The organism is Pseudomonas sp. A125 (assembly GCF_055409485.1).
Window position 1 is genome coordinate 120,382 of sequence record NZ_JBUZVP010000019.1, and the last position, 25,748, is coordinate 146,129.

20 protein-coding genes, 3 pseudogenes and 1 riboswitch are annotated in these 25,748 nt (G+C 61.6%); of the genes and pseudogenes, 12 read left to right on the forward strand and 11 right to left on the reverse strand.

Translation table 11 applies throughout. The features are described 5' to 3' along the window. Window positions 1–43: 43 nt before the first annotated feature. The gene (locus ACZRN6_RS24030) at window positions 44–475 is read left to right on the forward strand and encodes an ANTAR domain-containing protein (protein WP_322145768.1); all 432 of its coding nucleotides are present in this window, start codon (window positions 44–46) and stop codon (window positions 473–475) included. Here ACZRN6_RS24030 and dkgB read toward each other — a convergent pair. The 4 genes from dkgB to ACZRN6_RS24050 all read right to left on the reverse strand — a co-directional run bounded on the left by dkgB (window position 472) and on the right by ACZRN6_RS24050 (window position 4,939). Then, entirely contained in the window at window positions 472–1,275 is an 804-nt protein-coding gene (gene dkgB / locus ACZRN6_RS24035; RefSeq protein ID WP_464009003.1) for a 2,5-didehydrogluconate reductase DkgB, read from the reverse strand. The two genes, ACZRN6_RS24030 and dkgB, sit on opposite strands and share 4 nt — an antisense overlap. Before the next feature lie 468 nt (window positions 1,276–1,743). Continuing rightward, on the reverse strand, window positions 1,744–2,664 hold the full coding sequence (locus ACZRN6_RS24040) for an ABC transporter substrate-binding protein (protein ID WP_464009004.1): 921 nt from the start codon (window positions 2,662–2,664) through the stop codon (window positions 1,744–1,746). Next, the gene (locus ACZRN6_RS24045; RefSeq protein WP_322145765.1) at window positions 2,661–3,005 is read right to left on the reverse strand and encodes a (2Fe-2S) ferredoxin domain-containing protein; all 345 of its coding nucleotides are present in this window, start codon (window positions 3,003–3,005) and stop codon (window positions 2,661–2,663) included. Before ACZRN6_RS24045 ends, ACZRN6_RS24040 begins: the two co-directional genes overlap by 4 nt. Next, window positions 3,005–4,939, reverse strand: coding sequence for a TonB-dependent receptor plug domain-containing protein (locus ACZRN6_RS24050; RefSeq protein WP_464009005.1), 1,935 nt, complete (start codon window positions 4,937–4,939; stop codon window positions 3,005–3,007). The genes ACZRN6_RS24045 and ACZRN6_RS24050 overlap by 1 nt, the downstream gene beginning before the upstream one ends. Before the next feature lie 94 nt (window positions 4,940–5,033). Then, a riboswitch (cobalamin riboswitch) is annotated at window positions 5,034–5,240 on the reverse strand. A gap of 101 nt (window positions 5,241–5,341) precedes the next feature. Here ACZRN6_RS24050 and lexA point away from each other — a divergent pair. The 7 genes and pseudogenes from lexA to ACZRN6_RS24085 all read left to right on the forward strand — a co-directional run bounded on the left by lexA (window position 5,342) and on the right by ACZRN6_RS24085 (window position 16,427). Further along, window positions 5,342–5,959, forward strand: coding sequence for a transcriptional repressor LexA (lexA, locus tag ACZRN6_RS24055; RefSeq protein ID WP_464009006.1), 618 nt, complete (start codon window positions 5,342–5,344; stop codon window positions 5,957–5,959). After that, window positions 5,959–6,570, forward strand: a complete 612-nt coding sequence (gene imuA, locus ACZRN6_RS24060) for a translesion DNA synthesis-associated protein ImuA (RefSeq protein WP_008432576.1) — start codon at window positions 5,959–5,961, stop codon at window positions 6,568–6,570. Before lexA ends, imuA begins: the two co-directional genes overlap by 1 nt. Window positions 6,571–6,577: 7 nt before the next feature. Next, on the forward strand, window positions 6,578–7,993 hold the full coding sequence (locus ACZRN6_RS24065) for a Y-family DNA polymerase (RefSeq protein WP_464009007.1): 1,416 nt from the start codon (window positions 6,578–6,580) through the stop codon (window positions 7,991–7,993). Next, window positions 7,969–11,058: an error-prone DNA polymerase gene (locus ACZRN6_RS24070; protein WP_464009008.1), complete on the forward strand. Its 3,090-nt coding sequence runs from the start codon at window positions 7,969–7,971 to the stop codon at window positions 11,056–11,058. The genes ACZRN6_RS24065 and ACZRN6_RS24070 overlap by 25 nt, the downstream gene beginning before the upstream one ends. A 115-nt stretch (window positions 11,059–11,173) precedes the next feature. Further along, window positions 11,174–12,919 carry an ATP-binding protein gene (locus ACZRN6_RS24075; RefSeq protein WP_464009009.1) on the forward strand — a complete coding sequence of 582 codons (1,746 nt, stop codon included), beginning with the start codon at window positions 11,174–11,176 and terminating at the stop codon, window positions 12,917–12,919. A gap of 122 nt (window positions 12,920–13,041) precedes the next feature. Next, window positions 13,042–15,570 (forward strand): excinuclease ABC subunit UvrA, encoded by a 2,529-nt coding sequence (uvrA, locus tag ACZRN6_RS24080; RefSeq protein ID WP_464009010.1) that lies wholly within the window; start codon window positions 13,042–13,044, stop codon window positions 15,568–15,570. A gap of 126 nt (window positions 15,571–15,696) precedes the next feature. Beyond that, a pseudogene (locus ACZRN6_RS24085) lies at window positions 15,697–16,427 on the forward strand (saccharopine dehydrogenase NADP-binding domain-containing protein). Window positions 16,428–16,442: 15 nt separating this feature from the next. Here ACZRN6_RS24085 and ACZRN6_RS24090 read toward each other — a convergent pair. Then, complete coding sequence (locus ACZRN6_RS24090; protein ID WP_416152130.1) at window positions 16,443–17,324, reverse strand: AraC family transcriptional regulator; 882 nt, start codon at window positions 17,322–17,324, stop codon at window positions 16,443–16,445. Window positions 17,325–17,525: 201 nt separating this feature from the next. Between ACZRN6_RS24090 and ACZRN6_RS24095 the strand changes: the two genes are divergently transcribed. Then, window positions 17,526–18,275 (forward strand): SDR family NAD(P)-dependent oxidoreductase, encoded by a 750-nt coding sequence (locus ACZRN6_RS24095; RefSeq protein WP_322145756.1) that lies wholly within the window; start codon window positions 17,526–17,528, stop codon window positions 18,273–18,275. A 76-nt stretch (window positions 18,276–18,351) separates the two neighbouring features. On the opposite strand, the gene ACZRN6_RS24100 is transcribed toward ACZRN6_RS24095, so the two are convergent. From ACZRN6_RS24100 to ACZRN6_RS24110, 3 genes and pseudogenes are all read right to left on the reverse strand, one after another. Further along, window positions 18,352–19,107: an SDR family oxidoreductase gene (locus ACZRN6_RS24100; RefSeq protein WP_322148709.1), complete on the reverse strand. Its 756-nt coding sequence runs from the start codon at window positions 19,105–19,107 to the stop codon at window positions 18,352–18,354. Window positions 19,108–19,282: 175 nt separating this feature from the next. After that, a complete protein-coding gene (locus ACZRN6_RS24105; protein ID WP_322145755.1) occupies window positions 19,283–20,191 on the reverse strand; it encodes a LysR family transcriptional regulator in 909 nt (302 codons plus the stop codon). 71 nt (window positions 20,192–20,262) lie between these two features. Then, window positions 20,263–20,570, reverse strand: a pseudogene (locus ACZRN6_RS24110) (IS4 family transposase); the annotation flags it as partial. On the opposite strand from ACZRN6_RS24110, the gene ACZRN6_RS24115 reads away from it, so the two are divergent. Further along, complete coding sequence (locus ACZRN6_RS24115) at window positions 20,531–21,007, forward strand: SDR family oxidoreductase (RefSeq protein WP_322145754.1); 477 nt, start codon at window positions 20,531–20,533, stop codon at window positions 21,005–21,007. The pseudogene ACZRN6_RS24110 and the gene ACZRN6_RS24115 overlap by 40 nt on opposite strands. Window positions 21,008–21,051: 44 nt before the next feature. Here the strand turns inward: ACZRN6_RS24115 and ACZRN6_RS24120 are convergent. Then, window positions 21,052–21,465, reverse strand: a pseudogene (locus tag ACZRN6_RS24120) (methyl-accepting chemotaxis protein); the annotation flags it as partial. 198 nt (window positions 21,466–21,663) lie between these two features. Here ACZRN6_RS24120 and ACZRN6_RS24125 point away from each other — a divergent pair. Continuing rightward, window positions 21,664–22,023, forward strand: a complete 360-nt coding sequence (locus tag ACZRN6_RS24125; RefSeq protein WP_464009011.1) for a hypothetical protein — start codon at window positions 21,664–21,666, stop codon at window positions 22,021–22,023. A gap of 88 nt (window positions 22,024–22,111) precedes the next feature. Here ACZRN6_RS24125 and ACZRN6_RS24130 read toward each other — a convergent pair whose 3' ends face one another. Both ACZRN6_RS24130 and ACZRN6_RS24135 read right to left on the reverse strand, forming a co-directional pair. Further along, window positions 22,112–22,441, reverse strand: a complete 330-nt coding sequence (locus ACZRN6_RS24130) for a DUF6124 family protein (protein ID WP_464009012.1) — start codon at window positions 22,439–22,441, stop codon at window positions 22,112–22,114. Window positions 22,442–22,801: 360 nt separating this feature from the next. Continuing rightward, window positions 22,802–24,028, reverse strand: coding sequence for an MFS transporter (locus ACZRN6_RS24135; RefSeq protein WP_322145751.1), 1,227 nt, complete (start codon window positions 24,026–24,028; stop codon window positions 22,802–22,804). A 319-nt stretch (window positions 24,029–24,347) separates the two neighbouring features. On the opposite strand from ACZRN6_RS24135, the gene ACZRN6_RS24140 reads away from it, so the two are divergent. Further along, window positions 24,348–25,607: a serine hydrolase domain-containing protein gene (locus ACZRN6_RS24140; protein ID WP_464009013.1), complete on the forward strand. Its 1,260-nt coding sequence runs from the start codon at window positions 24,348–24,350 to the stop codon at window positions 25,605–25,607. The last annotated feature ends 141 nt before the right edge of the window (window positions 25,608–25,748 follow it).

Consider the following 25,748-nt stretch of genomic DNA (forward strand, 5'->3'; position numbering starts at 1 on the left):
GTAGCCCTGTCCCTCACGAGCGCTCCCTGCTCAGGTATTCGCCATGCCAAACAAAGCACTGACTCTCCTGATTGCCGATGAACACCACCTGCAGCGGTTGTACATCGAAAAAATGCTCAACCAACTGGGCTACTACCGCATCGTCCCGGTGCAAACCTTCGAGGAGGTACTGATCCTCACGGCCATACCGGCCGAGCCGTTCGACGTGCTGATCATCAACGCCGGGTTGGCGCAGAGCAATGGTGGGGTGCTGGCCTTCCAGGAGCAGCACCCGCAGATTCGCCACGTGCTGGTCTACGACATCCGTGACCTGGGCGCGCCGGCAGGCGCACCGACCTTATTGGTGCGCCTGCCGGGTACGCCGGACAGCGTTAACCTCGAACACTTCATGGATATCATCGACCCACCGCCAGCCACCTGCGGCTTGCGGGTGTTGCCGTGGCTGCGGGAGCTGTCCGGCAGCCCTGCGGCTTAGTCCCAGGTCGGCGCGATGCCTTTGGGGCTGGTCAGCCGATGGCCACGCTCCAGGCCGGCGATTTGCGCCATGTCGGCGTCGCTCAAGGTCAGGTCCAGCGCCTTGAGGTTGCTGGCCAGGTTGGCGCGCTTGGTCGATGACGGGATTACCGCGTAGCCCAGTTGCATGGCCCAGGCCAGGGTTACTTGCGCCGGGGTGGCTTGATGACGTTCGGCGATCTGCTGGATCACCGAGTCCTGCAGTACTTCGCCGTAGGCCAGGGTCATGTAGGAGGTGACCTGGATGCCATGGGCCTTGGCAAAATCCGCCACGGTGCGGTTTTGCAGGTACGGGTGCAGCTCAATCTGGTTGGTCGCGATGTGCTCGGCGCCGACGGCGGCAATTGCCTGTTTCATCAGGTCGACGGTGAAGTTGGAAATGCCGATCTGCCGGGTCAGGCCCTGGCGCTTGGCTTCCAGCAATTGGCCCATGAATTCGGCGACAGGCACCTGGTTTTCTGGCGATGGCCAGTGGATCAGGGTCAGGTCGAGGTAGTCGGTCTGGAGTTTGCGCAGGCTTTCCTTGAGGCTGGGAATCAGTTGGCCTTCGGCGAAGTTGGCGATCCAGATCTTGCTGGTGATAAACAGCTCGCTGCGGGGGATGCCGCTGTCGGCAATGGCTTGGCCGACGTCGGCTTCGTTTTCGTAGATTTGTGCGGTGTCGATGACGCGGTAGCCCAGCGCCAGGCCGGTGCTGACGGAGTCGATGACGACCTGGCCTTGCAGGCGGAACGTGCCTAGGCCGAATGCGGGAATGGACATGAGTGACTCCTTGAGTGATGTGAACAGTGGAGTTGAGTATCTCCCGGTCGTTCCTTCGCAAACACCGCAGAATCTGGAAAGGAGTTTTTACCAGAAGTCACGAGTAGGTTTTTGGGGGGGAGGGGGAGGGGAGGACATATCCGTTATTTAGGTAATGGCGGCTTATGGTTTCACTCTTACAGCGAGTCACTTTGCAAAAGCGGAGATCAAGATCAAAAGCAAGAGCACAGCGGCCTGAAAGCCGACCTGAGTGTTAAAAGCCAGGGCAAAAGCTGTAGGCGCTGGCTTGCCGGCGATGCAGGCACCTCGGGGTATCAGGTACACCCAGTTGATGCCATCGCCGGCAAGCCAGCTCCTACAGTGGGCCGTGTTCGCCAGTGATTTTACTTCTGCCACTCAAGCCGCCGGCCGGGAGGACGCTGTGCATTTGATCTACCCCTATCAGCCCCCCGCCGCAGCAATGGATATTCACCCCCGCATATCGTTAAACCTGCGGGCCAATTCCAAAACCACACGCCCACTCCCCATTGTGGGCATCAGGTGGGTAAACGGAATATCGATCATCCGGTTCTCCCGCACCGCCCGCAAACGCGAGAGCACCGGGTCACGGGTCAGCAACTGGCGCTTGCGGCTGGCCGGCGACCACACCGCATCCGCCAGCAAGATCACATCCGGATCACTCAGCAGCAACGTTTCACTGCTCACCGTAACGCGGTATTGATTGATCCCTGCAAACAGATTTCGCGCCCCGGCAGCCGCCACCAACGTGGTGACGAAGCCTCGCCGGCCTTCGCTGTCCAACCCGTTGACCTCACTGTCCAGGTAGAACACCGACAGCGGCTCACCCTCGCCAATCAGCGCCTGGGCACGGGCCAGGTCGGCGTCCATGGCATCACTCAACGCCCGTGCCCGCTGTTGTTTGTGCACCAGCGCCCCAACGGTAAACAGGTCGTTGCGGATATGCCCGAAGTAGTCCAATGAGTGCCCGTCGCACGCCGACTCCAGCAAGTACGACCCAACCCCGTTGCCAGCCAGGCCAGTACGGGACGTGATGCCGTTGCCGAACGCCGTGGCAAAACCACCCACCACCAAATCCGGTTTCTGCGCATAGAGCACTTCGCTGGACGGGTACTTGGGCGCAATCACTGGTACGCCGAAGTATTCGACGTGTCGGTGCGCCGTGCCATTGTCATCCAGGTATGCCACGCCCACCAATGCCGGCCCGACATCCAGCGCCAACAGCAAGTCGGCGGCATGCTGGTTGAGGGCCACGATGCGCGAGGGCGGTGAATGCGCGGCGGCCCAGTCCTGGTTGCAGTTGCGATAACTGTCGGCCAGCACCGGTGTGGCGCAGAGCAGGGCGCTTAACAGTAACCAGGGGGCTTTCATGATCGCTCCTTGATCAGCAGATCCTCGACGACTTCGCCGCCCACCAGGTGCACCTCCACCAGGCGCCGGACGTCTGCGTTGCTGTGCACGCCGTACCAGCAAGTGTCCGGGTACACCGTCACTATCGGCCCCAGGTTGCACGGGAACTGGCAGTGGGTGCGGGTCAACAGTACGCCGCCAGGCTTTTCGATGCAGTCGTGTTGCAGCAGGTGGCGGCGCAGGGTTTTCCACAGTTGCAGCGCGCCACGCTGGGTGCAGCGCGGGCCGGTGCACAGGAACACGTGACGGGCGTGGGCGGGGACATGGGACCAGTCCGGATGAGTCTCTATGGGCGTATCCATCAGAAGCGGTACGTGTAGCGGACTTCGGAGCTGAACGGCCGTCCGAGGTTGTCGACGTTGCTGGCGCGGCTGGTGACGTAGTCGCGGTCTAACAGGTTCTCTACCAGTAGGCTGACGCGGTGTTGGTGGGCGTTGTCGATATAGCGATAGGCGTCGGCATCCACCACGGTGTAGTTGCCGTACTCGACCTTTTTCGAGCTGACGATATCACCGATGTACCGCGCGGCTGTGCCGGCGCCCCACATGCGGTCCACCGATTCGTAGCCGACCCGCGAACGGGCGAAGAACCCGGGGATGTCGTTGAGGGTGACGCCAGCGCGGGACTCGGTGAGGTTACGCGTTATGTCGGCCTGCACGCTCCATTGCGCGTTGAGTTGCAGCTTGGCGTCTGCCTCGAAACCGCGCATCTGGAGCTGCCCCTGGCCGTTGACCCACTGGATATCGTCCAGGGTGATCAGGTCGGTGATCTTGCGCTTGAACAACGTGACGCTGGCGCTGAAGTCTCGCCCCAGCAGGCTGCCCTTGTAGTCGAGGCCCAGCTCGGCGTTGCGGCTCTTCTCTGGCTTGAGGTTGCGGTTACCTTTTTCATCCTCTTCGTTGACGAACAGTTGCTCGGCGTTCGGCAGTTTGTAGGCGGTGCCGTATTGGCCGCGCAGGGCCCAGTGGTCGTTGATGTCGTAGAGCGAAGTGAGCATGCCGACGGTGGCGCTGTCGCCGCCGCTCATGGCTTCGTGGCGTACGCCGATGCTCGGGTGCCAGTTCGGCAGCGCCTCGATATTCGGGCGCAACTGGGTGTACAGCGCGTGGGCCTGAGCCTTGTTGTCGTCGATGATCAGCACATCGTCCTGGCCCTTGAACCACTGGTTGTCGGAGCCGAACACCAGCACGTGTTCTCCCGGCAGCACGGCCTTGCCTTCGGCCTGCACGCCCCAGTCGGTGAAGCCCCAATAGTCGTTGTGGTTGATGACCCGGGTGCCGCCGCCCTGGAGATTGTTGATGCGGGTATAGCGCGTGTCCCAATCGTTGATATGGCCTTTGACAAAATAGCTCAGGCGCTCGTTGAGGCTCTGCTCGAAGGTGGCCGTGGCGATCTGTTGCACGCGGTCGTTGGTGGTCTTGTGGTTGCCTGCCGGGCGGGCGAAATCCAGGTTGGCGTCGGCGTACTGGTAAAACAGCTCAAGGCGCGTGTCATCGCCAAACGACTGGACTGCCTTGGTGCCGAAGGTGGTGACTTCGTAGGAGCGCTGCTTGTCGCTGACGTTTTTCATGTCGCGGTTGCGAAACGGCTGGTAGCCCTCGGAGACGTTGCGGCTGATGTAGGCCAGCAAGCCAAGATCGCCAAAACCGTTGTTGAAGATCTTCTCGACCCGGGCATCGCCGGTGGTGCCGCCGAAGGTGTCTGCGCCCAGGTTCACCTCGCCGGACGCCTCGCGGGTTTGCGGGCTGCGGGTAACGATGTTGATCACCCCCGACACCGCCTGGGTGCCGAACAGCAGGCTCTGGCCACCCTTGAGCACTTCGATGCGCTCGATGGCGTTGGCGGGCAGAGTGTCCAGGTACAGGCCGCCGTACAGGCGGTTGTTCAGGCGTACTCCGTCCAGCAGGATCAGCGTGTCATCGTTGCGCCCGCCCAGCAGGGAATAGGTACCGTAGTCGAACGGGCCGTTCTTGGGCGCCACGTACAGGCCGGGGATGAACATCTGCATCACGCGCGACACATCGGCGGCGGGGCCGGCGCGTTCGATCTGTTCGCGGGTGACGGTCTCGACCTTGCTGCCGTACTGGGCCATGTCGGCCACGGTGGTGGACTCCACCGACGGCGCAGAAACGATCTGCTGCTTGAGCTCAAGGGTGTTGTCGTCGGCCAGCAGCAGGGGGCTGAACAGGCAGCCGAGCAACAGGCTGGGCACGGGAGTGTTGAAAGGTCGAATCATAGTCTTCTCGGAAAAGTTTCTTTCGCGAAAAGCACGCACGAGTAGGCACCGAGCACACGCCAATACCGGCCCATGCCCGCCCACCGCAGGATTTTGCCAAACAGAATTCCAGGCCGGTCTCCGGGCTCACGCGTATGGACACCTTCACCTTCCCATGGCGCGCAGGCCACAGTGGTGTGTCGAAGGGGTCACGCGTCTACCGTTGCGGGGGCAGCACCGGACTGGCTCGGAAAGAGCGGCACCGGTTTCCCGTTTCACCCCATGCACGGCGGCATGAGGCACCTGAAACAGGCCGGCATCTGAACATTCGAATGACCGTTCGTCAACTTGGCTGCGGCTTTTTCAGTGACCCTGTGGGAAGCGACTGACGGATCTTGCTAGAAATTTCCTACAGGAGTACAAATGTACTCCATGACGACTTTAACGCCCCGCCGCACCGCCATCCTGACCTTTATCCGCGACCGTATCGCGCAGCAAGGCCAGTCCCCCAGCCTCGCCGAGATCGCCGAGGCGTTCGGCTTTGCCTCCCGCAGCGTGGCGCGCAAGCATGTGCTGGCGCTGACTGAGGGCGGCTTTATCGAGGTCAACCCGAACCAGGCCCGGGGCATTCGCCTGCTTAATCAGCCGGTGCGGCCTGAGCTGCTGGACATCCCGGTGCTCGGCCGAGTGGCTGCCGGCCTGCCCATCGGCGCCGACGCCGAAGTGCACAACCGCTTGCTGCTCGACCCTGGCATGTTCGCCAAAACCCCGGACTACCTGCTGCGGGTGCAGGGCGATTCGATGATCGAAGACGGCATCCTCGATGGCGACTTGGTGGGCGTACGCCGCAGTGCCGAGGCCTTGAATGGGCAAATCGTGGTGGCGCGCCTGGACGGTGAAGTCACCATCAAGCGTTTCGAACATGTCGGCGAGCGCGTGCGCCTGCTGCCACGCAACCCCGCTTATCAGCCCATCGTGGTGCGTCCCGATCAGGACCTGGCGATCGAAGGGGTGTTTTGCGGCCTGGTGAGGCAAGGCTGATGGGCGCCGTCGTTGCCCTGGACTCGCTGTTCAATGGCGGCCGGGTCTGGAAGGGCCGGCCCGCCGCGCCGCCTGCCAGCGTCCATCCCACCGGGCTTGCGGCGCTGGATGCAGTGCTGCCCAGCGGTGGCTGGCCGGAGGCGGCGTTGAGCGAAATCCTCATGGCCAAGGAGGGCGTGGGCGAGTTGCAACTGGTGTGGCCGACCCTGGCGCGGTTGGCGGCGGCCGGCGAGCGCATCGTGCTGGTGGCGCCGCCTTACACGCCGTACCCCCACGCCTGGCAAAACGCCGGGGTCGATGTGCGCCAGCTGTCGGTGATCCAGGCCGATGAGCGCGACGCCTTGTGGGCGGTGGAGCAATGCCTGCGTTCCGGCAGTTGCGGCGCGGTGTTGTGCTGGCCGCGCAAGGCCGATGACCGGGCCTTGCGCCGCTTGCAGGTGGCGGCAGAAACCGGCCAGACCCTGGCCTTCGCCTGGCGCTCGTTGAACGAGGCGATCAACCCGTCACCGGCCGCCTTGCGCCTGGCGGTGGAGGCCAGCCCGGCGCAAGTGCGGGTGCTCAAGTGCCGGGGCGGCCTGGCCCATCCCGCGCCCATTGCACTTGGGCACTGAGGTTGGCATGCGCTGGGTGTGTATTGTCTTCCCGCAATTGGCGCTGGACGGGGTGCTGCGTGTGCGCCCCGAACCGGATCAGCCGTTGGCCCTGCTGGCGGGTACGCCACAACGGCGGGTGCTGCAAACCGTCAATGAGGCCGCCCGCAAACTCGGGCTGCGCCCCGGCCAATCGCTGACGGCGGCCCATGCCTTGACCAAGGCGTTTGCCTGCGCCGAATACGACCCGGCGCAGATCGAATACTGGCAGCAATTTCTGGCGGCCTGGGCCTACCGTTTCAGTTCCCAGGTCAGCGTGTTCTACCCACGGGCGTTGCTGTTCGAGATCGAGTCGAGCCTGGGCCTGTTCGGGCCCTGGCCGCTGCTTGAAGCGCGCTTGCGCAAGGAACTGACCGACCTGGGGTTTCGTCATCGCATTGTCGCCGCGCCAAACCCGGCAGCAGCGCGAATATTAGCGAATGCCTACGACGGCCTCGCTGTGGCCGATGAGCACAGCCTGCAACAAGCGTTGGCGCCGATCCCCATCGACCGCGCCGGCCTCGACCCGCAAGCCGCCACCGCGTTGTCGCGCATGGGCTTGCGCACCCTGGCCCAGGTGCAGGCGCTGCCCCGGCATACTTTGGCCCGGCGGTTCGACGCGGCGCTGCTCAAGCACCTCGATGCACTGAGTGGGCAACGGCCGCTGGCCCTGGCGTTCTACCAGCCGCCGGACCGTTTCGATGTGCGCATCGAGCTGAATTTTGATGTGTTGTCCCATCAAGCCTTGCTGTTTCCCTTGCGCCGTTTGACCGGCGATTTGTCGGCGTTCCTGTGTGGCCGCGACAGTGGCGTGCAACGCTTTGACCTGCACCTGGAACACGCGGCAGAACCCGACACCCTCATCAAGGTCGGCCTGCTCAGTGCCGAACGTGATGCAGCGATGCTGTTCGAACTGGCCCGTGGCCGCCTGGAGCAAGTGCACGTCACCTCGCCGGTGCGCGGCTTTCGCCTGGAGGCCCAGGACCTGCCAGTGTTTGTGCCCCAGCGCCAGGACCTGTTCGACGAACGCCCGCAACAAACCCTGCCGTGGGAGCAACTGCGCGAACGCCTGCGGGCGCGGCTGGGGGACGAGGCAGTGCAAGGCCTGCGCTTTCACGCCGACCATCGCCCCGAATGCGCCTGGCAACCCGGTGCCGACACGCGCCCATGCATGCCCTCAAACAACGTGCAGCGCCCCGGCTGGTTGCTGCCTGAACCCACGCCCCTGGCGGAGCACGGCCTACAGATATTGATGGGCCCGGAACGTATCGAATCGGGCTGGTGGGATGGCGCCGATGTGCGCCGCGATTACTACCTGGTACGCACCCGCGCCGGCCAGCAGGGCTGGGCTTACCGAACCGTGGGCGAAAGCGGCGCGCTGTGGCTGCAAGGCTGGTTCGCATGAGTTATGCGGAGCTGCATTGCCTGTCCAACTTCAGTTTCCAGCGGGGCGCCTCCAGTGCCCGCGAGCTGTTTGAGCGGGCCAAACAGCAGGGCTATGAGGCGCTGGCGATCACCGATGAATGCACCTTGTCAGGCATCGTGCGCGCCTGGCAGGCGGCCAAGGAAGTCGGGTTGCCGCTGATTGTCGGCAGCGAGATGCGCCTGGAAAACGGCCCCAAGCTGGTGCTGCTGGTGGAGAACCTGGAGGGTTACCAGCACCTGTGTCGGCTGATCACCATTGCCCGGCGCCGTGCGCAAAAAGGTCAGTATCGGCTGCTGCAAGAGGACTTCACATCGGTACAAGGGTTGCTGGCGTTATGGATGGTCGAAGATGCCGACACCCAGGCGAACATCCAATGGCTGCGCAGCACGTTCACCGATCGCCTGTGGCTGGCCGTGGAGCTGCATTGCGGCCAGAACGATGCCCGTCACCTTGAGCAACGCCTGAACCTGGCCGCCAGCCTGCACCTGCCGGCGGTGGCCTGCGGCGATGTGCATATGCACGTGCGTGGCCGTCGCGCGTTGCAAGACACCATGACCGCGATCCGTCATCACGTCCCGGTGGCCGAAGCCGGCGCGCGCCTGCACCCCAACGGCGAGCGCCACTTGCGCAGCCTCGATGCATTGGCCGCGCTGTACCCGGCGCACTTGCTGGAAGCATCCCTGAACATCGCCCGGCGTTGCACCTTCGACCTGGGCCAGTTGCGCTATCAATACCCCAGGGAATTAGTGCCTGAAGGCCAGGACGCTAAATCCTGGCTACGCCTCTTGACCGAGCAAGGCATCGCCCAGCGTTGGCCGGAAGGGGTCGATGCCAAGACCCTCCAGCAGATCAATAACGAACTGGAACTGATCAGCGAGCTGGGCTACGAAAGCTACTTCCTTACCGTGCACGACATTGTGCGCTTCGCCCGCAGCCGGTCGATCCTGTGCCAGGGCCGCGGCTCGGCGGCCAACTCGGCGGTGTGCTTTGCCCTGGGCATCACCGAGATCAACCCGAGCCTGATGAACATGCTGTTCGAGCGCTTCCTGTCTCGCGAGCGCAACGAGCCGCCCGACATCGACGTGGATTTTGAACACGAGCGCCGCGAAGAGGTGCTGCAATACGTGTTCCAACGCTACGGCCGTACCCGCGCCGCCTTGACGGCGGTGGTCAGCAGCTACCACGGCGCCGGTGCGGTGCGCGACGTGGCCAAGGCCCTCGGGTTGCCGCCGGACCAGGTCAACGCCTTGGCCGACTGCTGCGGCCGCTGGAGCGACGAAGCACCGCCCCTGGAGCGCCTGCGCGAAGGTGGCTTCGACCCCGACAGCCCGGTGCTGCGCCGGGTGCTCACCTTGACCCAACAACTGATCGGCTTCCCCCGGCACCTGTCCCAGCACCCCGGGGGTTTCGTGATTTCCGAACACCCGCTGGACACCCTGGTGCCGGTGGAAAACGCCGCCATGGCCGAGCGCACCATCATCCAGTGGGACAAGGACGACCTCGACGCGGTGGGCCTGCTCAAGGTGGACATTCTCGCGCTGGGCATGCTCAGTGCGATTCGCCGCTGCTTCGACCTGCTGCGCCGCCATCGCAACCGGGACCTGAGCCTGGCCTCGGTGCCCAAGGAGGATGCGGCGACCTACGCGATGATCAGCAAGGCCGACACCATCGGCGTGTTCCAGATCGAGTCGCGGGCGCAGATGTCGATGTTGCCCAGGCTCAAGCCCCAGACCTTTTATGACCTGGTGATCGAGGTTGCCATCGTGCGCCCCGGGCCGATCCAGGGCGGTATGGTGCACCCGTACCTGCGGCGACGGAACAAGGAGGAAGCAACCACCTACCCATCGCCCGAACTCAAGGCCGTGCTGGAGCGCACGTTGGGCATCCCGCTGTTTCAGGAGCAAGTGATGCAGATCGCCATGGTCGCCGCCGATTACGGGCCTGGTGAAGCCGACCAACTGCGCCGCTCCATGGCCGCCTGGAAACGCCACGGCGGCCTTGAACCGCACCAGCAGCGCCTGCGCACCGGCATGCTGAAAAACGGCTACAGCGAAGCCTTCGCCGCGCAGATCTTCGAGCAAATCAAGGGCTTTGGCAGCTACGGTTTCCCCGAATCCCACGCCGCCAGTTTCGCCTTGCTGACCTACGCCAGTTGCTGGCTCAAATGCCATGAACCGGCCGCGTTTGCCTGCGCCTTGATCAACAGCTGGCCCATGGGTTTCTACAGCCCCGACCAGATCCTGCAGGACGCCCGTCGCCATCATTTGCAGATCCGTCCGGTGGATGTGCAAGCCAGTGACTGGGATTGCAGCCTGGAACCCATCGAAGGCCAGCAACCGGCAATCCGCCTGGGCTTGCGCATGATCTCCGGGTTTCGCGAGGAGGATGGCCGGCGCATCGAAACGGCGCGCCAGGCCCGCGGGTTTTTCGACATTGCCGACCTGGGCGAACGTGCCCGCCTGGACACCCGCGCCCAGGAGCTGCTGGCGGATGCCGGCGCCTTGCGCGGGCTGGCCGGGCATCGGCATCGGGCACGCTGGGAGGTGGCCGGGGTGCAGAAGCAACTGGGGCTGTTTGCCGGGTTGGCCAGCCCCGAAGAGGCGATGGTGGAGCTGCCACGACCGACGGTCGGCGAAGACCTGTATGCCGACTACGCCAGCGTCGGCACCACCTTGGGCCCGCACCCGTTGGCGCTGCTGCGCGATGAACTGCGTGCGCGGCGCTGCCGCAGTTCCAACGAGTTGCTGCTGGCCGAGCATGGACGCAATGTCAGCGTTGCCGGGCTGGTCACCGGCCGGCAACGCCCGGGCACGGCCAGCGGCGTGACCTTCGTCACCCTGGAAGATGAGTTCGGCAATATCAATGTGGTGGTCTGGCGCGATTTGGCCGAGCGCCAGCGTCAGGCGCTGGTGGGGTCGCGATTGCTTAAAGTGGATGGGCGGTGGGAGGCGGTGGGGGACGTTCGGCACTTGATCGCCGGGCGCTTGACCGACCTGACACCGCTGCTGTCGGGCATCAGTGTGCGCAGCCGGGATTTTCGCTGAACCGGCTCTTGTCCCTTCATGCGGGCTTAAGCAATATGCAATGAAACCAACCGCTGCTGCCGGGCTCAAAGTTTTCATCGCCCCCCCATCTCTTATTTCCTTACAGAGCCGATCAATGCAGTTTTTATTCAATACCCACGGCTGTGAAGGCTGGGCTGGCGAAATGGCCCAGAGAATTCGTGCATTTGACTGGTCTGCCACCGACCTTGGCCCGATTCACGCGTGGCCCAACAGCCTGGTCAGCGCAGTGCAGATGTTGCTGGCCTCGCCCATGCCCATGGTGATGCTGTGGGGGCCGCCCGGCTACATGATCTACAACGACAGCTACTCGGTATTTGCCGGCGGCCGTCACCCTTATCTGCTGGGGGCGCCGGTGGAACTGGGCTGGCCGGAAGTCGCGGACTTCAACCGCAACGTGGTCGACACCTGCCTGGTGGGCGGCACCTTGTCTTACCGTAACCTGGCACTGGAGTTGCTGCGCGACGGCCGCCCGGAAAACGTATGGATGGACCTGTATTACAGCCCCGTGGCCGGCGACGACCAGCAACCGGCCGGGGTATTGGCGATTGTGGTGGAGACCACTGAGCATGTGATCTCCGAGCGCCTGCGCCAGGAACTCACCCACAACCTGGAGCAGCGCGTGGCCGCCGAAGTGCAAGCCCGCTCCGCCGCCGAGGCGCAGTTGCGCCAATCGCAAAAGCTCGAAGCCATCGGTGGCCTGACCGGCGGCGTGGCCCATGACTTTAACAACCTGCTGCAAGTGGTCGCGGGCAACTTGCACCTGCTGGCCCGCAATGAGCCCGACAACCCCCACGTGCAGCGCCGGGTCAGCGCCGCCATTGCGGCGGTGGAACGTGGGGCCAAGCTGACCTCGCAACTGCTGGCCTTTGCCCGTCGCCAGCCGCTGTCGCCGGCGGTGTACAGCCCACTGCGCATTTATGAAGGGCTGGGTGAACTGTTGCAGCGGGCGTTGGGAGAAACCATTCACATTGATGTGCAACTGCCGCTGGACCCGTGGTGCATTCATGTCGACCGCAACCAATTGGAAAACGCTTTGCTCAACCTTGCGATCAACGCGCGGGACGCGATGAAAGGCGAGGGCATCATTCGGATCACCGGCGAAAATATCATCCTCAACCCCCCGGACTGCGCGGGCAAAAGCATCAGCCCCGGCGAGTACGTGCGCCTGGCGGTTACCGACACCGGCTCGGGCATGTCGCCGACAATCATCGCACGGGTGTTCGAGCCGTTTTTTACCACCAAGCCCGATGGCCACGGCACCGGGCTGGGGTTGAGCATGGTGTTCGGCTTCGTGCGGCAAAGTGGCGGGCATGTCGAAGTGGACAGCGAGGAGGGCAGCGGCACCGTGGTGCAGATGTATTTCCCGCGCAGCCTCGAACCGGAAAAACACGACGCGCCTGCCGCCCTTGCGAACCACGCCGGCGGCCAGGAGACCATCCTGGTGGTCGAGGACAACGAAGGCGTGCGTACCGCCGCGGTGGAGTTGCTCGAACAATCCGGCTACACCGTGCTGACCGCCGAAGACGGTGACATGGCCATGCTGATGTTGCGCGACGGGCTGCAACCGGACCTGATCTTTACCGACGTAGTGATGCCGGGCCGGGTCAAAAGTACCGACCTGGCCGAGTGGGCGCGCGAGCAAGTGCCGGCGGTGGCGGTGCTGTTTACGTCCGGGCACACCCGCGACATCCTCTCCAGCAACCACCTGTTGAGCCAGGACATTCACCTGTTAACCAAACCCTATGGCCCGGATGAGCTGGCGCAGCGAGTGCGCTCGGTGCTGACCACCCGGGGTGATGTGACAAACGGAGATCCAACCCGCAACGCCGATCTACTGTAGGCGCTGGCTTGCCCGCGATGGCGGTGTGTCAGGCCCCAATTGGCAACTGGCACACCGCCATCTCAGGCAGATCAGCTCCTACAGGGATCTTCACCGCCTTGAACACACTGATAAGGTTACCCATGACTTCCCAGCGCAACCTGCCCCCAGCCACCTCACCCACCGCCCAACGCCCAGGCTTCGTGCGGGTGCGGGGTGCCCGCGAACACAACCTGCGCAACGTCGACGTGGACATCCCGCGTGACGCATTGGTGGTGTTTACCGGCGTGTCTGGCTCGGGCAAGTCGTCGCTGGCATTCTCCACTGTCTACGCCGAGGCCCAGCGCCGCTACTTCGAATCCGTGGCGCCCTACGCACGCCGCCTGATCGACCAGGTGGGCGTGCCCGACGTCGACTCGATCGAAGGCCTGCCACCCGCCGTGGCCCTGCAACAACAGCGCGGCACGCCCAGCACACGTTCGTCGGTGGGCAGCGTCACCACCTTGTCCAGCCTGATCCGCATGCTGTACTCCCGCGCCGGCAGCTACCCGGCGGGGCAACCGATGCTGTACGCCGAAGACTTTTCCCCCAACCTGCCACAAGGCGCCTGCCCGCAATGCCACGGCCTGGGCCGGGTGTACGAAGTGACCGAAGCCCTGATGGTGCCCGATCCGTCCCTCACCATCCGCCAGCGCGCCGTAGCGTCCTGGCCGCTGGCGTGGCAAGGCCAGAACCAGCGCGACATCCTCGTCACCCTGGGTTACGACGTCGACATCCCATGGCGCGACCTGCCGAAAAAACAGCGCGACTGGATTCTCTTCACCGAAGAAACCCCCACCGCGCCGGTGTACGCCGGCTTCACCCCGGCCCAAACCCGCGACGCCCTCAAGCGCAAACTGGAACCCAGCTACCAGGGCACCTTCACCGGCGCCCGGCGCTACATCCTGCACACCTTCACCCATTCCCAAAGCGCCCTGATGAAAAAGCGCGTCTCGCAATTCATGCAAGGCAGCCCATGCCCGTTGTGCGAAGGCAAGCGCCTGAACAAGGCCGCGCTGTCGGTGAAATTTGCTGGCGTGGACATTGGCGAACTGTCGCAAATGTCCCTGCTGCAACTCGCCGACCTGCTGCGCCCGGTGGCCGAAGGGCAGGGCGACAAAAAACTCTCCGTGGAAAAACGCCTGGCCGCCCAACGCATCGCCCAGGACTTGCTCGAACGCGTCAGCACCCTGACCGACCTCGGCCTGGGCTACCTGGCCCTGGAACGCAGCACACCGACATTGTCATCCGGCGAGCTGCAACGCCTGCGCCTGGCCACGCAACTGGGCTCGCAACTGTTCGGCGTGATCTACGTGCTGGATGAACCTTCCGCCGGCCTGCACCCCGCCGACGGCGAAGCCCTGTTCGCCGCCCTCGACCGCCTGAAGGCCGCCGGCAACTCCCTGTTCGTGGTGGAACATGACCTGGAAACCATGCGCCGCGCCGACTGGCTGATCGACGTCGGCCCGGCTGCCGGCGAACACGGCGGCCAAGTCCTGTACAGCGGCCCTCCCGCCGGCCTGGCACAGGTCCAAGCCTCGCAAACCCGCGAATACCTGTTCGCCGAAAAGCGCCCGGTCAGCCAACCACCGCGCCCATCCACCGGCTGGCTGCGCCTGGAAGGCGTGACGCGCAACAACCTCAACGACCTGAGTGTGGACTTTCCCCTGGGCTGCTTTACCGCCGTGACTGGCATCTCTGGCTCAGGCAAATCCAGCCTTGTCAGCCAGGCGCTGTTGGAACTGGTAGGCGCAGGATTGGGCCGCGTAGTAGAAACCGAAGACGAACCCAGCCTGGAAGACGACGCCCCGCAAACCAGCGGCGGGCGCATCAGCGGCGGGTTGGAACACATCCGCCGCCTGGTGCAAGTGGACCAGAAACCCATTGGGCGCACACCGCGCTCCAACCTGGCGACCTACACCGGGTTGTTCGACAACGTACGCAAACTGTTCGCGGCTACACCGGCGGCGAAAAAGCGGCATTACGATGCCGGGCAATTCTCCTTCAACGTCGCCAAAGGGCGCTGCCCGAACTGCGAAGGCGAGGGTTTTGTCAGTGTGGAATTGCTGTTCATGCCCAGCGTGTATGCGCCATGCCCGACGTGCCATGGCGCGCGTTACAACCCGCAAACCCTGGCGATCAAGTGGCAAGGGCTGACCATCGCCCAAGTGCTGGGGCTGACCGTTGAACAGGCGGTTGAAGTGTTTGCCGAGCAACCGGGTGTGCTGCGCTCACTGCAAGTGCTGCGCGATATTGGCTTGGGGTATTTGCGCCTTGGCCAGCCAGCGACCGAGTTGTCGGGCGGGGAAGCACAGCGCATCAAGCTGGCGACCGAACTGCAGCGCAATGCCCGGGGCGCCACGTTGTATGTGCTCGATGAACCGACTACCGGGCTGCATCCGCGGGATGTGGACCGGTTGTTGAGCCAGCTCAATCAGCTGGTGGAGGCGGGGCACACGGTGATTGTGGTGGAGCATGAAATGCGCGTGGTGGCGCAAAGTGACTGGGTGATTGATATCGGGCCGGGGGCAGGGGATAGAGGCGGGAAGGTGGTGGTGAGTGGCACGCCGCAGAAGGTGGCGAAGAGCAAGAGCAGCCGGACTGCGCCGTTTTTGGGGCGGGAGTTGGGATGAGTCGGGGGTGGTAAGGCAACTTGCAGGGTAAAAGCAGAGACGGGCAGGCTTTGAGCAGGAACAGGGGCGATTCCGGCGGCGACGATGGGTACTGTGGGGACACATTCGAACCACAGAGGAACATTTATGAGCACCCTTCTGATCTACGGCGCCACCGGCTATACCGGGCGTATGGGGGCTGAACGAGCCAAGGCACTGGGCCTGGATTTCTAAATCGCCGGGCGCAATCATCAGTGCCTCGAATCGCTTGCTGCGCAATTGGAGGTGCCCTATCGGGTGTTTGATACCGCCGATGCCGAAAGCTCTTTGTCCGGTATTTCAGTGTTAGTGAACTTCGCGGGCCCATTCGCGCGCACGGCGGAGCCGTTGATGCGGGCCTGCATCAAGGCCGGGATCGACTATCTGGACATCACCGCCGAGATCAACGTTTATCGGCTGGCCGAGACGCTCGGCGCAGAAGCGGCGGCAAATCAGGTCATGCTGTTACCGGGCGTCGGTTGGGATGTGGTGCCTACGGATTCGTTGGCAGTGCATGTCGCCAAGCGCGTAAAGGCATGTACGTGCATATCGCGGGTGATGCGTTTCACGAAGGTGATCTATCGCGACTGCCTGATGGCCCGACACCGGAGGAGAGGGATGCTCATCGGGCCCGGGCAGTGGTTGAGGTGACCGCGACAGATGGCGCAATCGCACGGTCAGTAATTGAAACCGTGAACGGCTACACGCCTTTGGCTGCAGTAGAGGCCGCACGCAGGGTACTGAACGGTGAACGGCAGCGGGGTTTTGCAACACCGGCCAAGGTGTTCGGTGGTGAGTTTGCCCAGAGCATTGCCGGGACGGTGATCACCGACTTCTGAGTCAGTGCCGGGCGTTCAAGACGCTGCCGTAAGTGCTCCAGCGGCAGGAGGCGTCCTGAATCTCGCCGCATCCCGCGCCGGAGGCAGGCCGAACAGCCGCGCGTACTCCCGATTGAATTGCGAGGCGCTTTCATACCCTACGGTATAAGCGATGGAGGTTGCGTCCAGGGTATCGAATAGCAGCAACCAGCGAGCCCTCAGCAAGCGCAGGCGTTTCTGGTACTGAATGGGTGTCATGGCGGTCACGGATTTGAAGTGCCGATAAAACGCGGCAACGCTCATGTCGGACATCAGCGCCAGTGGCTCGACTCGAAAAGGCTCGGCGTAATGCTCACGTATCCACTGTGTGACGCGGCGGATCTGCGTCATCCGGCCATCCGGCCGTGCGACGTCACGAAGAATACCGGCCAGTGGGCCTTGTAAGGCCCGGAACAGAATTTCACGCTCGAGCATCGGTGCCATTATCGCGACCTCATGGGGGCGATCCACGAGCCGCATCATGCGTAACCACGCATCAACCATTTCAGCTGGTGCGAGTACCCCCTCGAAACACGAGTTTTGCGGCGCCCTTGGCGTCTTACTTTCATCCATCAGCAACGTTGCGATCACATTGGGGTCCAGGGTGAGACTGACCGCTAGATAGGGTTCTTCCAGTGTGTCGGCGTGAATCTGGCCCGTCGCGGGCACGTCCACCGGCACCAGAAAATAGTTGCCCGCCGTATACCTGGAAACACCCTCGCCAATCGACAGGGTCTTGGTGCCTTGGAGCACCAGATGCAGCATCGGTTGATAGACCTGATCAGCACAGGCCTCGGCCCGAACCATGGCTACACGGGGTAAGCCGGTGTCGGTCCACTTGTCTTGAGCGCGCATCACGATGCTGCGCAGTTCTGCCATTGATTTTTCCATGCCAGTCACCCTGAGCCAGTTCAAGGGCTATGGCAAGCCAGGTGAGAAGAATAGGCAAGGATGTGCGAATAACCGGCAAACGTCCGACCCTTCGATAGCCGAATACTGATGGCATGCGGCTCGCTGCATGACGATCATTTACACCCCTGCAGCCGAGCCTCCTATCATGCAACTACCAAAGGTCAGCTTATGAAACTTGAAGGGAAAATTGCGGTTGTCACTGGTGCCTCCAAAGGCATTGGTGCTGGGATCGCCAGGGCGATGGGTGCAGAGGGTGCGACAATTATCGTCAACTACGCCTCCGGCAAGGTTGACGCGGATGCAGTCGTTGCCCAGATCATAGAGCACGGAGGCTCTGCCTTGGCGGTACAGGCAGATATGAGTCAGGCAACTGACGTAGTGCGCTTGTTTGAAACGGTTCGTAGCGAGTTCGGCACGTTGGACGTGCTGGTTAACAATGCTGGCATCGCAGTGTTCGAGATGATTGATGACTTGACCGAAGATGCCTTCCACAAGCAATTCAACCTGAACGTGCTGGGCTACCTGCTTGCAGTACGCGAGGCGGTCAAACTGCTGGGGGCCACAGGTAGCATTATCAATATCAGTTCGATCCTCAGTACAGATCCCTATTTGGCTTCAAGTGTGTACTCGGCCACCAAGGGCGCGGTTGATACCTTGACCTTCGCACTGGCCAGGGAGCTGGGAGCACGTGGCATCAGGGTTAATTCGATCTTGCCAGGGCACACCAATACACCTGCCACAGAGGGAAATTTTGCCGGTAAGTTTGGCGAAAAACTGATCGCGGGGACTCCGCTGGGTCGCTTCGGCGAACCCGAGGATATTGCACCTCTGGCCGTGTTTCTGGCATCGCAAGACTCGCACTGGGTGACAGGCGAGTCCATCCGGGCTTCGGGTGGTGTTCGAGGCGTAGGCTACTGACGCAATGGCTTAAACCGAAAGGACGCACGCCCCCGTTCCTATTAAGGAACGGGGGCGTGCTTATGCCCGGGCGAAATCAGACTTGAGCCATGCCTCCATCTGCGAAAATTTCGGCACCATTAATGAAGCTTGAGTCGTCGCATGCCAGGAAAAGAGCGGCTTTGGCAATCTCATCGGCTTCACCGACGCGCCCCACCGGAACAAGGGTGCCCAGGTAGTCGAGCATGCCTTGCTGCTGCGCAGGATCATCACCTGCATAATCCAACAGGGCGGGTGTGTGGACAGGGCCGGGGCTCAGCACGTTGACCCGGATGCCAGTGCCTTTGAGGTCAAGAATCCAGCTACGCGCCAGATTGCGCACCGCTGCCTTGGACGCGGAGTACACGCTGAACGCAGCGGTGCCCTTAATACTTGCGCTGGACCCGGCAAGGATCACGGATGAGCCAGCGGTCAGGAGTGGCAAGGCTTTCTGGACGGTGAAGATCAACGCTTTGACGTTCAGCCCAAACGTATCGTCGACCTGTTGTTCGGTGATCTGCCCCAAGGGGAGCAGTGTGCCGCCTCCTGCGTTGGCATACAGCACATCAATACGGCCGGCCTCGGCCTTGATCTGTTCGAATACTTGATCAAGGTCAGCGATCAGAGTCGAATCCGCCTGGATGCTCGTTACGTTGGCGCCAATCTGCTCCTGAGCTGTTTTTAGTGCGTCAGCGTTGCGCCCGGTGATGTAGACATGTGCACCTTGGGCTGCAAACAGCTTGGCAGTGGCCAGGCCGATACCGCTGGTGGCGCCGGTGATGAGTGCGATTTTGCCGTCGAGTCGATCGGACATGGTAATGGTTCCTGGTGCCTGTAGAGCCTGGCCTGAAGGGTTCAGGACAGCAACTTGGGGCGAGTCTAGGACGGTCGGATCCATCGCAGAAGCCCGCCAGGAGAGAGACTTAATCTACAGGGTTGGATAATCGATTCGCGCAATACTGAAGGCGGCTTTGGTGCTGGCTAGTCTGTCAGTTTTTATAGTTTTCGCTGCCGAAAAGTTCTACCGCCCAGTCAATGAAAACCCGCAATTTTGCGCTGGGATGACGAGCTGCCGGATAGACCAACTGGAGTGGATGAGAGGCTGGGGTCCAGTCCTCCAGGATCGGCACCAGACGTCCCGCAGCTATGTGCGTATGGGCACTGAAACGAAAAATCTGTCCGATACCCATCCCGGTCAGCACCGCCTCGGTCAGGGCGGTGCTCTCACTTACGCTAAGGGTGGGTTGGCCATTAACCTCGTATTTTTCACTGCCTTTCGCGAATTGAAGAGGCAACGTCTTACCCGTGCTTGAAAAGAAATAGCGAATTGTGCGGTGGTTTTGCTCAAGATCCTGTGGGTGCAGTGGCGCACCAAACGCAGAAAGATAATCAGGTGTCGCACAGGTAACGAAGTTTGCATGGCAAAGGTGGCGGGCGATCAGTGAGCTGTCAGGCAGCGTGCCGCCGCGTATCACGCAGTCCACGCCGTCGCCGATGAGATCGGCTGGGCGATCACTGACCCCGAGCAATAATTCCAGGTCAGGATAGCGCGCACGAAATTGCGGTAGCGCCGGAATGATCACCAGATTGGCCAGCGATGAGCCTATGTCTACACGAAGCCGCCCGTGGGGGCTTGCTCGCGCTTGCCGTGCGGCAACGTCCATATCGTCCAGTCCCGCCAACAGGTTCAAGGCTTGCTCCCTGTAGGTTTCACCCGCCTGCGTGATGGTGAATGAACGAGTACTGCGCTCAATCAGCTTGGTACCCAGGTGTTGCTCCAGGTCTTGAAGCAGCTTGCTGACCGAGGAGCGGGGGATATTCAACGAGTCGGCCGCTTTGGCAAAAGAGCGAGCCTCCGTGATTCGGATGAATACCCTTAGGGCGAGAAGTTGATCCAAAGCTGCGCTCCTGGAAGGGTTGGGATGGCCGTACCGTTATAACAGTAAATGCCGTGCAGCCTCGGTTTCTCCAGTCGCCACAATGAAAGCACTCGTTTCTCTTTGAGGCTATTGCTTTGATAGCGCCGTTCCAAACCATCTTCTCGCGCCTGCAGTCCAGTTAAAAATATGAGGTAGTTGGCCAATGCTGCAATCAACAACAGCACCTCAATGCGCTTTGGGCAGTGGCTTCGATGCAAATTCAGACCCAATCCCAGGTGCTCACTTTTGTAACGCAGTACAAATCGACGAAGTGAGGGGCGCTACGCTTCATCTCGACGCGCCCCAACGATTTAGGTGATGAAGTGGCCAGAGCGTACAAGTTCTTCACGGGGTGCCAGTGCCAATCACAACCAGGACGAAACAATCGCAGAAGTGACCACGGACGAATTTGTTCGCGTCATGATCACCAATGCACTGAGCCCCATGCGTGTGATCGAGGGCCTGCAACCCCTGGTGCGTGCCAGCGGGCTGATCGGCATCATGTCGTCGGGACAAGGTAGCGTGAGTAATAACGAGAAAGGCGGCCACGAGGTGTATCGCGGCACCAAGGCAGCACTGAACATGTATATGCGCAGTTATGCTGCACGGCACGCCGCCGACCCTCGGGCCTTGGTATTACTGGCACCAGGCTGGATCCGTACCGCACTCGGCGGGCCAAACGCCCCCTACAGCGTGGAGGAAACAGTCCCGAAAATCGTCAGCACGCTGCTCTCGCAGCAAGGCAAGCAAGGCCTTCGGTACATCGACCGGGAAGGTCAAACCGTCCCATGGTGATGGGCGACAGGGGACGGATTTATCTCATTCAAAATAGATCCCGCTCACTGATGAAACCGGCGCCCCAACGCATCCAACCGCACCGCAATCGGTGGCAACCGCTCACTGCTCCTTGCCAGCGTCTCCACATCCTGCGCCGTACTCTGCGCAATGCTCTGCACTGATTGCAGCCGCCCCACAATCTCCACATTCGCCGTGGATTGCTCCCGGGTGGTCGACACAATCCGCCCATTCAACTGATCAATCTGCGAAATATCATTACCCACCGCCCGCAGCATCTCCACTGCCAGTTGGCTGTCTTCCACGCAGCGCTCCACGCCTTGGCGGCTGTCGTGCATGGCTTCAACCGCCAGCCGGCTGCCGTGTTGCAAGCCTTCGATAATCGTCTTGATCTCCTGAGTCGACACCGCCGTGCGTTGCGCCAGGCTGCGTACCTCATCGGCGACCACGGCGAACCCAAAAAATAGGGGTCAGACTACATTCAAAATAATGGTGGTCTGACCCCGATTCCATGTCGCTGACATAGTCATCGAGGCTCTCGGGAAGTAAAGTACTTTGGCCTCGATGTTCACCTTGGATAACGCGCTTCATAGGCGATCACGCAGGTTCAAGAGTGCATCTTGGTGCAGCTAGCCAACAGAGAGTAGGGAATCACAATGGCTGAATACCGTTACACGAACGCGGATAGATTGAGTCAGCTTAAGAAACTAGAGTCAGCACTGCCCGAACTGATACGGGTCGCTAGTTCCACTCCAGCGATGACTTACGTTGAAGATTATCGTATGGCGCTGGCGAAGGCCGTTGATCTTCAAAAAAAGGGATTTACCCAAAATGAACTATCAGCCCTAGCGCGAGCCATCCCGGATGTTTTCGATCGACATAAAGATTGGATGCCACCCATGCAACAGATAGAGACTGGTGAATGGGTTGAGCACGAGTGGTGGACGTTACTTGATGAAAAATTACAGCCTGTCCTGAGTCTTGCCAGAACGTTGCAAATGCTTGGGTACTACTAGTTACCTGCGGCAGCAATGTTGATTTATTCGATTCCGATTCGGGCGGCTTTCGTCTTTACACATTGAGCGGCTTGGACAACGTCCGGCTTCAGCTACAAGGCACCTCCCGATCCATCAGCTTACCCATCAACAGCACCCCCAACTCACTCAACTGGTGAATAGCCAGCGCCACATCACGGTCTTTCCCGCTCAGTTCTTCCGACAGATCAAGCAGCAACGCGCTGACCGAGGCAAAGGTTTCATAGCTATTGGTAATCAGGCTTTCACTGCTCACATCAGCAGCCACGCTGAACCGCGCACCCGACGGCGGGGCGGTTTGGGCGGAGGAGGGATTGAGATAGTGATCCAAGGCACGTTGCGCGGCTTGGTTGAGTTTCAAATCGGCAGTTCCCGGAGGATTCGGCGTTACCTTGAACATTGTTTGGATTCTCTATGTGTGCCGCCACCTTTTCGCTACTAAACGAATGGGGTGGCAGCTGTGCACAGGTTAGTAGACCGGGAATCCAAACAAAGACCGGCGCGCCCGAAGACGCCCTGCGCACAGCCACCATCAAGCACAGACTAAAGACGTCTGATAGATGAAGCTCATGCACATTGCTCGGATAATCCAGGGCTACTAAACCCGATCACTGAGGTTTCAGCGACCGAGCAACCTTAGAGACGCCAACCCAGGTGCACAAGCCGGCGGATTCTGACGCAACTGTAGGCAATGGAGCAAGGTGCCGTGCTCACTGCCTCAAACCACAGGACTGAAATCAATCAGTCCTGTTTTCCCTGATCAGGCAGGTTGAGCCGCCAGGCTATTACTCACCTTGCGCCCCAACACCAGCACCGTCACAAACCCGGCGCCCACCAGCGCCGTCGCCAAACTCAACAGCACCGAAGTCCCCAGCTTGTCGACAATCTGTCCGCCAAAGAACGAGCCCAGGGCAATGATCACCTGAAACAACGCGACAAACAGTGGCATGCCACGCTCCACATCCTTGGGCGCAACCACAAACATCCAGATGCTCGCGCAGGCCGGGAAGGCGCCGAAGGCAAAGCCCCACAGGGCGATCAGCATCACGGCGCCGCTCATGCCGGTGGCGAAGTAGGGGAACAGGGCGGTGCTGGTGCCGATCATCAGGGCGACCAGCAGCAGCGTGTTGCGCACGCTGCGGTTGGCGGCGAAGCCGGCGAAGACGTTACCCATGACCCCGGCCGCGCCGTAGAGCAGCAGCAGCGAGCCAATGGTCGGGCCGTCGAAGCCGGAGCTGTTTTTGAAGAAGGGCGCGACGTAGGTGTAGGCGGCAAAGTGCGCCAGGCCGATCAGCAGTACGGCGATCAGGCCGACCCGGGCTTGGGGGTTGATGAACAACGCCGGCAGGTCGCTGACGCGAATGGCTTTTTCCGGTTCGAGGCGCGGCAGCAGGAACATCTGTGCCAACAGCACCGGGATGCCCACCAGCGCGGTAACGAGGAAGGTCATGCGCCAGCCCATCAGGCCGCTCAGCCAGGTGCCGACGGGCACGCCGAGCACGGTGGCCAGGGTCACGCCCATCATGATGATCGAGGTGGCTTTCGCGACGCCCACGCCCTTGGGCGCCAGGCGGCCGCTGAGGGCGATGGCCGTGGCCCAGAAGCCGCCGATGCTGATGCCCAGCAGTACGCGGCCGAACAGCAGCAGGCTGAAGTCGCTGGCGTAGGCCACCACCATGTTGGCGATGATCATGATCAGGGTCAGGCCGATCAGCAGGTAGCGACGGTCCATGGCGCCAATGCCGATGGACAGCAACGGGGCGGCGAGGGCGGCCATGATGCCAGGCAGGGTGACCATCAGGCCGGCGTGGCCGGCGCTGATGCCAAGGTCGGCGGCGACGTCGTTGAGTACGCCCACCGGCAGGAACTCGCTGGTGACCAGGGCGAAGGCGCCCACGGCCACCGAGAGAATCGCCAGCCACTGCTGCGTGACGGTTTGTTGATTATGTTCGGGGAGGCCGCTAGGGGCCCGGCTTGCGCTTGGCATGGTGTTGGGTTCCGGGAGGAGATTTCGCCTGCGGACAGACGGGAGGGAGAAAGTGGAGGCGATTATAGGAATCGGTTTTGGTAAGCCAATAGACGAGCAGTTCGATAGTAATCATCAGTCTCATCGATAAGACGCCCAGCGCAGAGCGTGCGCTTGTGTGCACACCCACCCGATTCCCCATGGCCCAACTCCGCGTGTAATCCGGCCCGATCCCGCGCGCCAGAAAAAATCCTGCGCTGCATCCTGAGTTCCGGCCTGTCAGTTGTGCTGATGTGCCGATGCGTTTTAAGACCGATCAAACAATAACAAAGAGGTGCTTATGCCCGTGCTCCATCGCCCTTCATCGCTCGTTGAACGCCGTTCGCTTAACGTATTGATGTGTGCTTCGACACTTGCGCTGTCGTTGACCGCCTGCGCCGCCACCGCGGAACCTGCGAAGCCCTACCCATTTGCACACGAGCCGATTGGCGATGTGCAGGCCATCTATGACGGCAGGCTCAGTGAGGAGCTGGCGGTGACGACCTTCCGCAATACGGACCGGTTGTTCCCCACGCGCACGATCAAGGCGGGCGGCCATCCGCTCCCGTTACCGCGCAGCAGCGAGCCACTTGGCCCGGTGGCCTTTGACTACAAAGGCAAGCACTACAGCCTGGATGACTACGTGGCGATCAACCGGGTAACCGGGTTGTTGGTGCTCAAAAACGGCAAGATCGTTGATGAGCGTTACGAAAAAGGCAACACCGCCGACACCCGGTGGATGTCGATGTCGGTGGCCAAGTCCATCACCTCGACCCTGGTGGGCGCGGCCCTGCAGGACGGCGCCATCAAGAGCCTGGATGACAAGGTCACCCGCTATTTGCCGGCGTTGGCGGGTAGCGGTTACGACCAGGTCACCGTGCGGCAGATCCTGTCGATGCGCTCCGGGATCAAGTGGAACGAGCAATATACCGACCCCACCTCAGACGAACGCCACCTGATCAAACTGCGCAGCGAGCAAGTGCCGGGGTCGCTCCTGAAATTCATGGCCAGCCTGCAAACGGCGGCGCCGCCTGGTACGCGCACCAACTACAGCACCGGTGAAACACAAGTGTTGGGGCAGTTGGTCAGCGCCGCGGTGGGCAAGCCACTCACGCAATACCTGAGCGAGAAGATCTGGGCACCGTATGGCATGCAAACCGATGCCAAATGGTGGCTCGACGGCACCAATGGCAATGAAGTGGGCGGCAGCGGTATTAGCGCAACGCTTGAGGATTACGGGCGGTTTGGACAGTTCGTACTCAGCGGCGGCAAGGCGGGAGGGCAGCAAGTGTTGCCTAAAGGCTGGCTGAGTTTTGCCAGCGCGACCACGGGCTCAGACGCGGCGTACGGTGACTTTGCTTCCATGTGGTGGCCGGGCTGGACGGTGGCTTCCAAGGCCGATAAAGCCTTTACGGCGGCCGGTACGTTTGGTCAGTACGTCTACATCAACCCGACTAAGAATGTGGTGATTGTTGTGTGGCAGGCACAGACCAAGCCCACGGGTGGCAAGGTGATTGACGATATGTATGCTTTTGATGCAGTTGCCAAAGCCCTTCAGTAACCACTAAGTACCTGTAGTGAGGGAGCTTGCTCCCGCTGGGTTGCGCAGCGGCCCCAAAAACTGGGCCTGCTGCGCAGTCCAGCGGGAGCAAGCTCCCTCACCACAGGTACGGGCCACTCAGGTAATGTGTGGACCTCACAT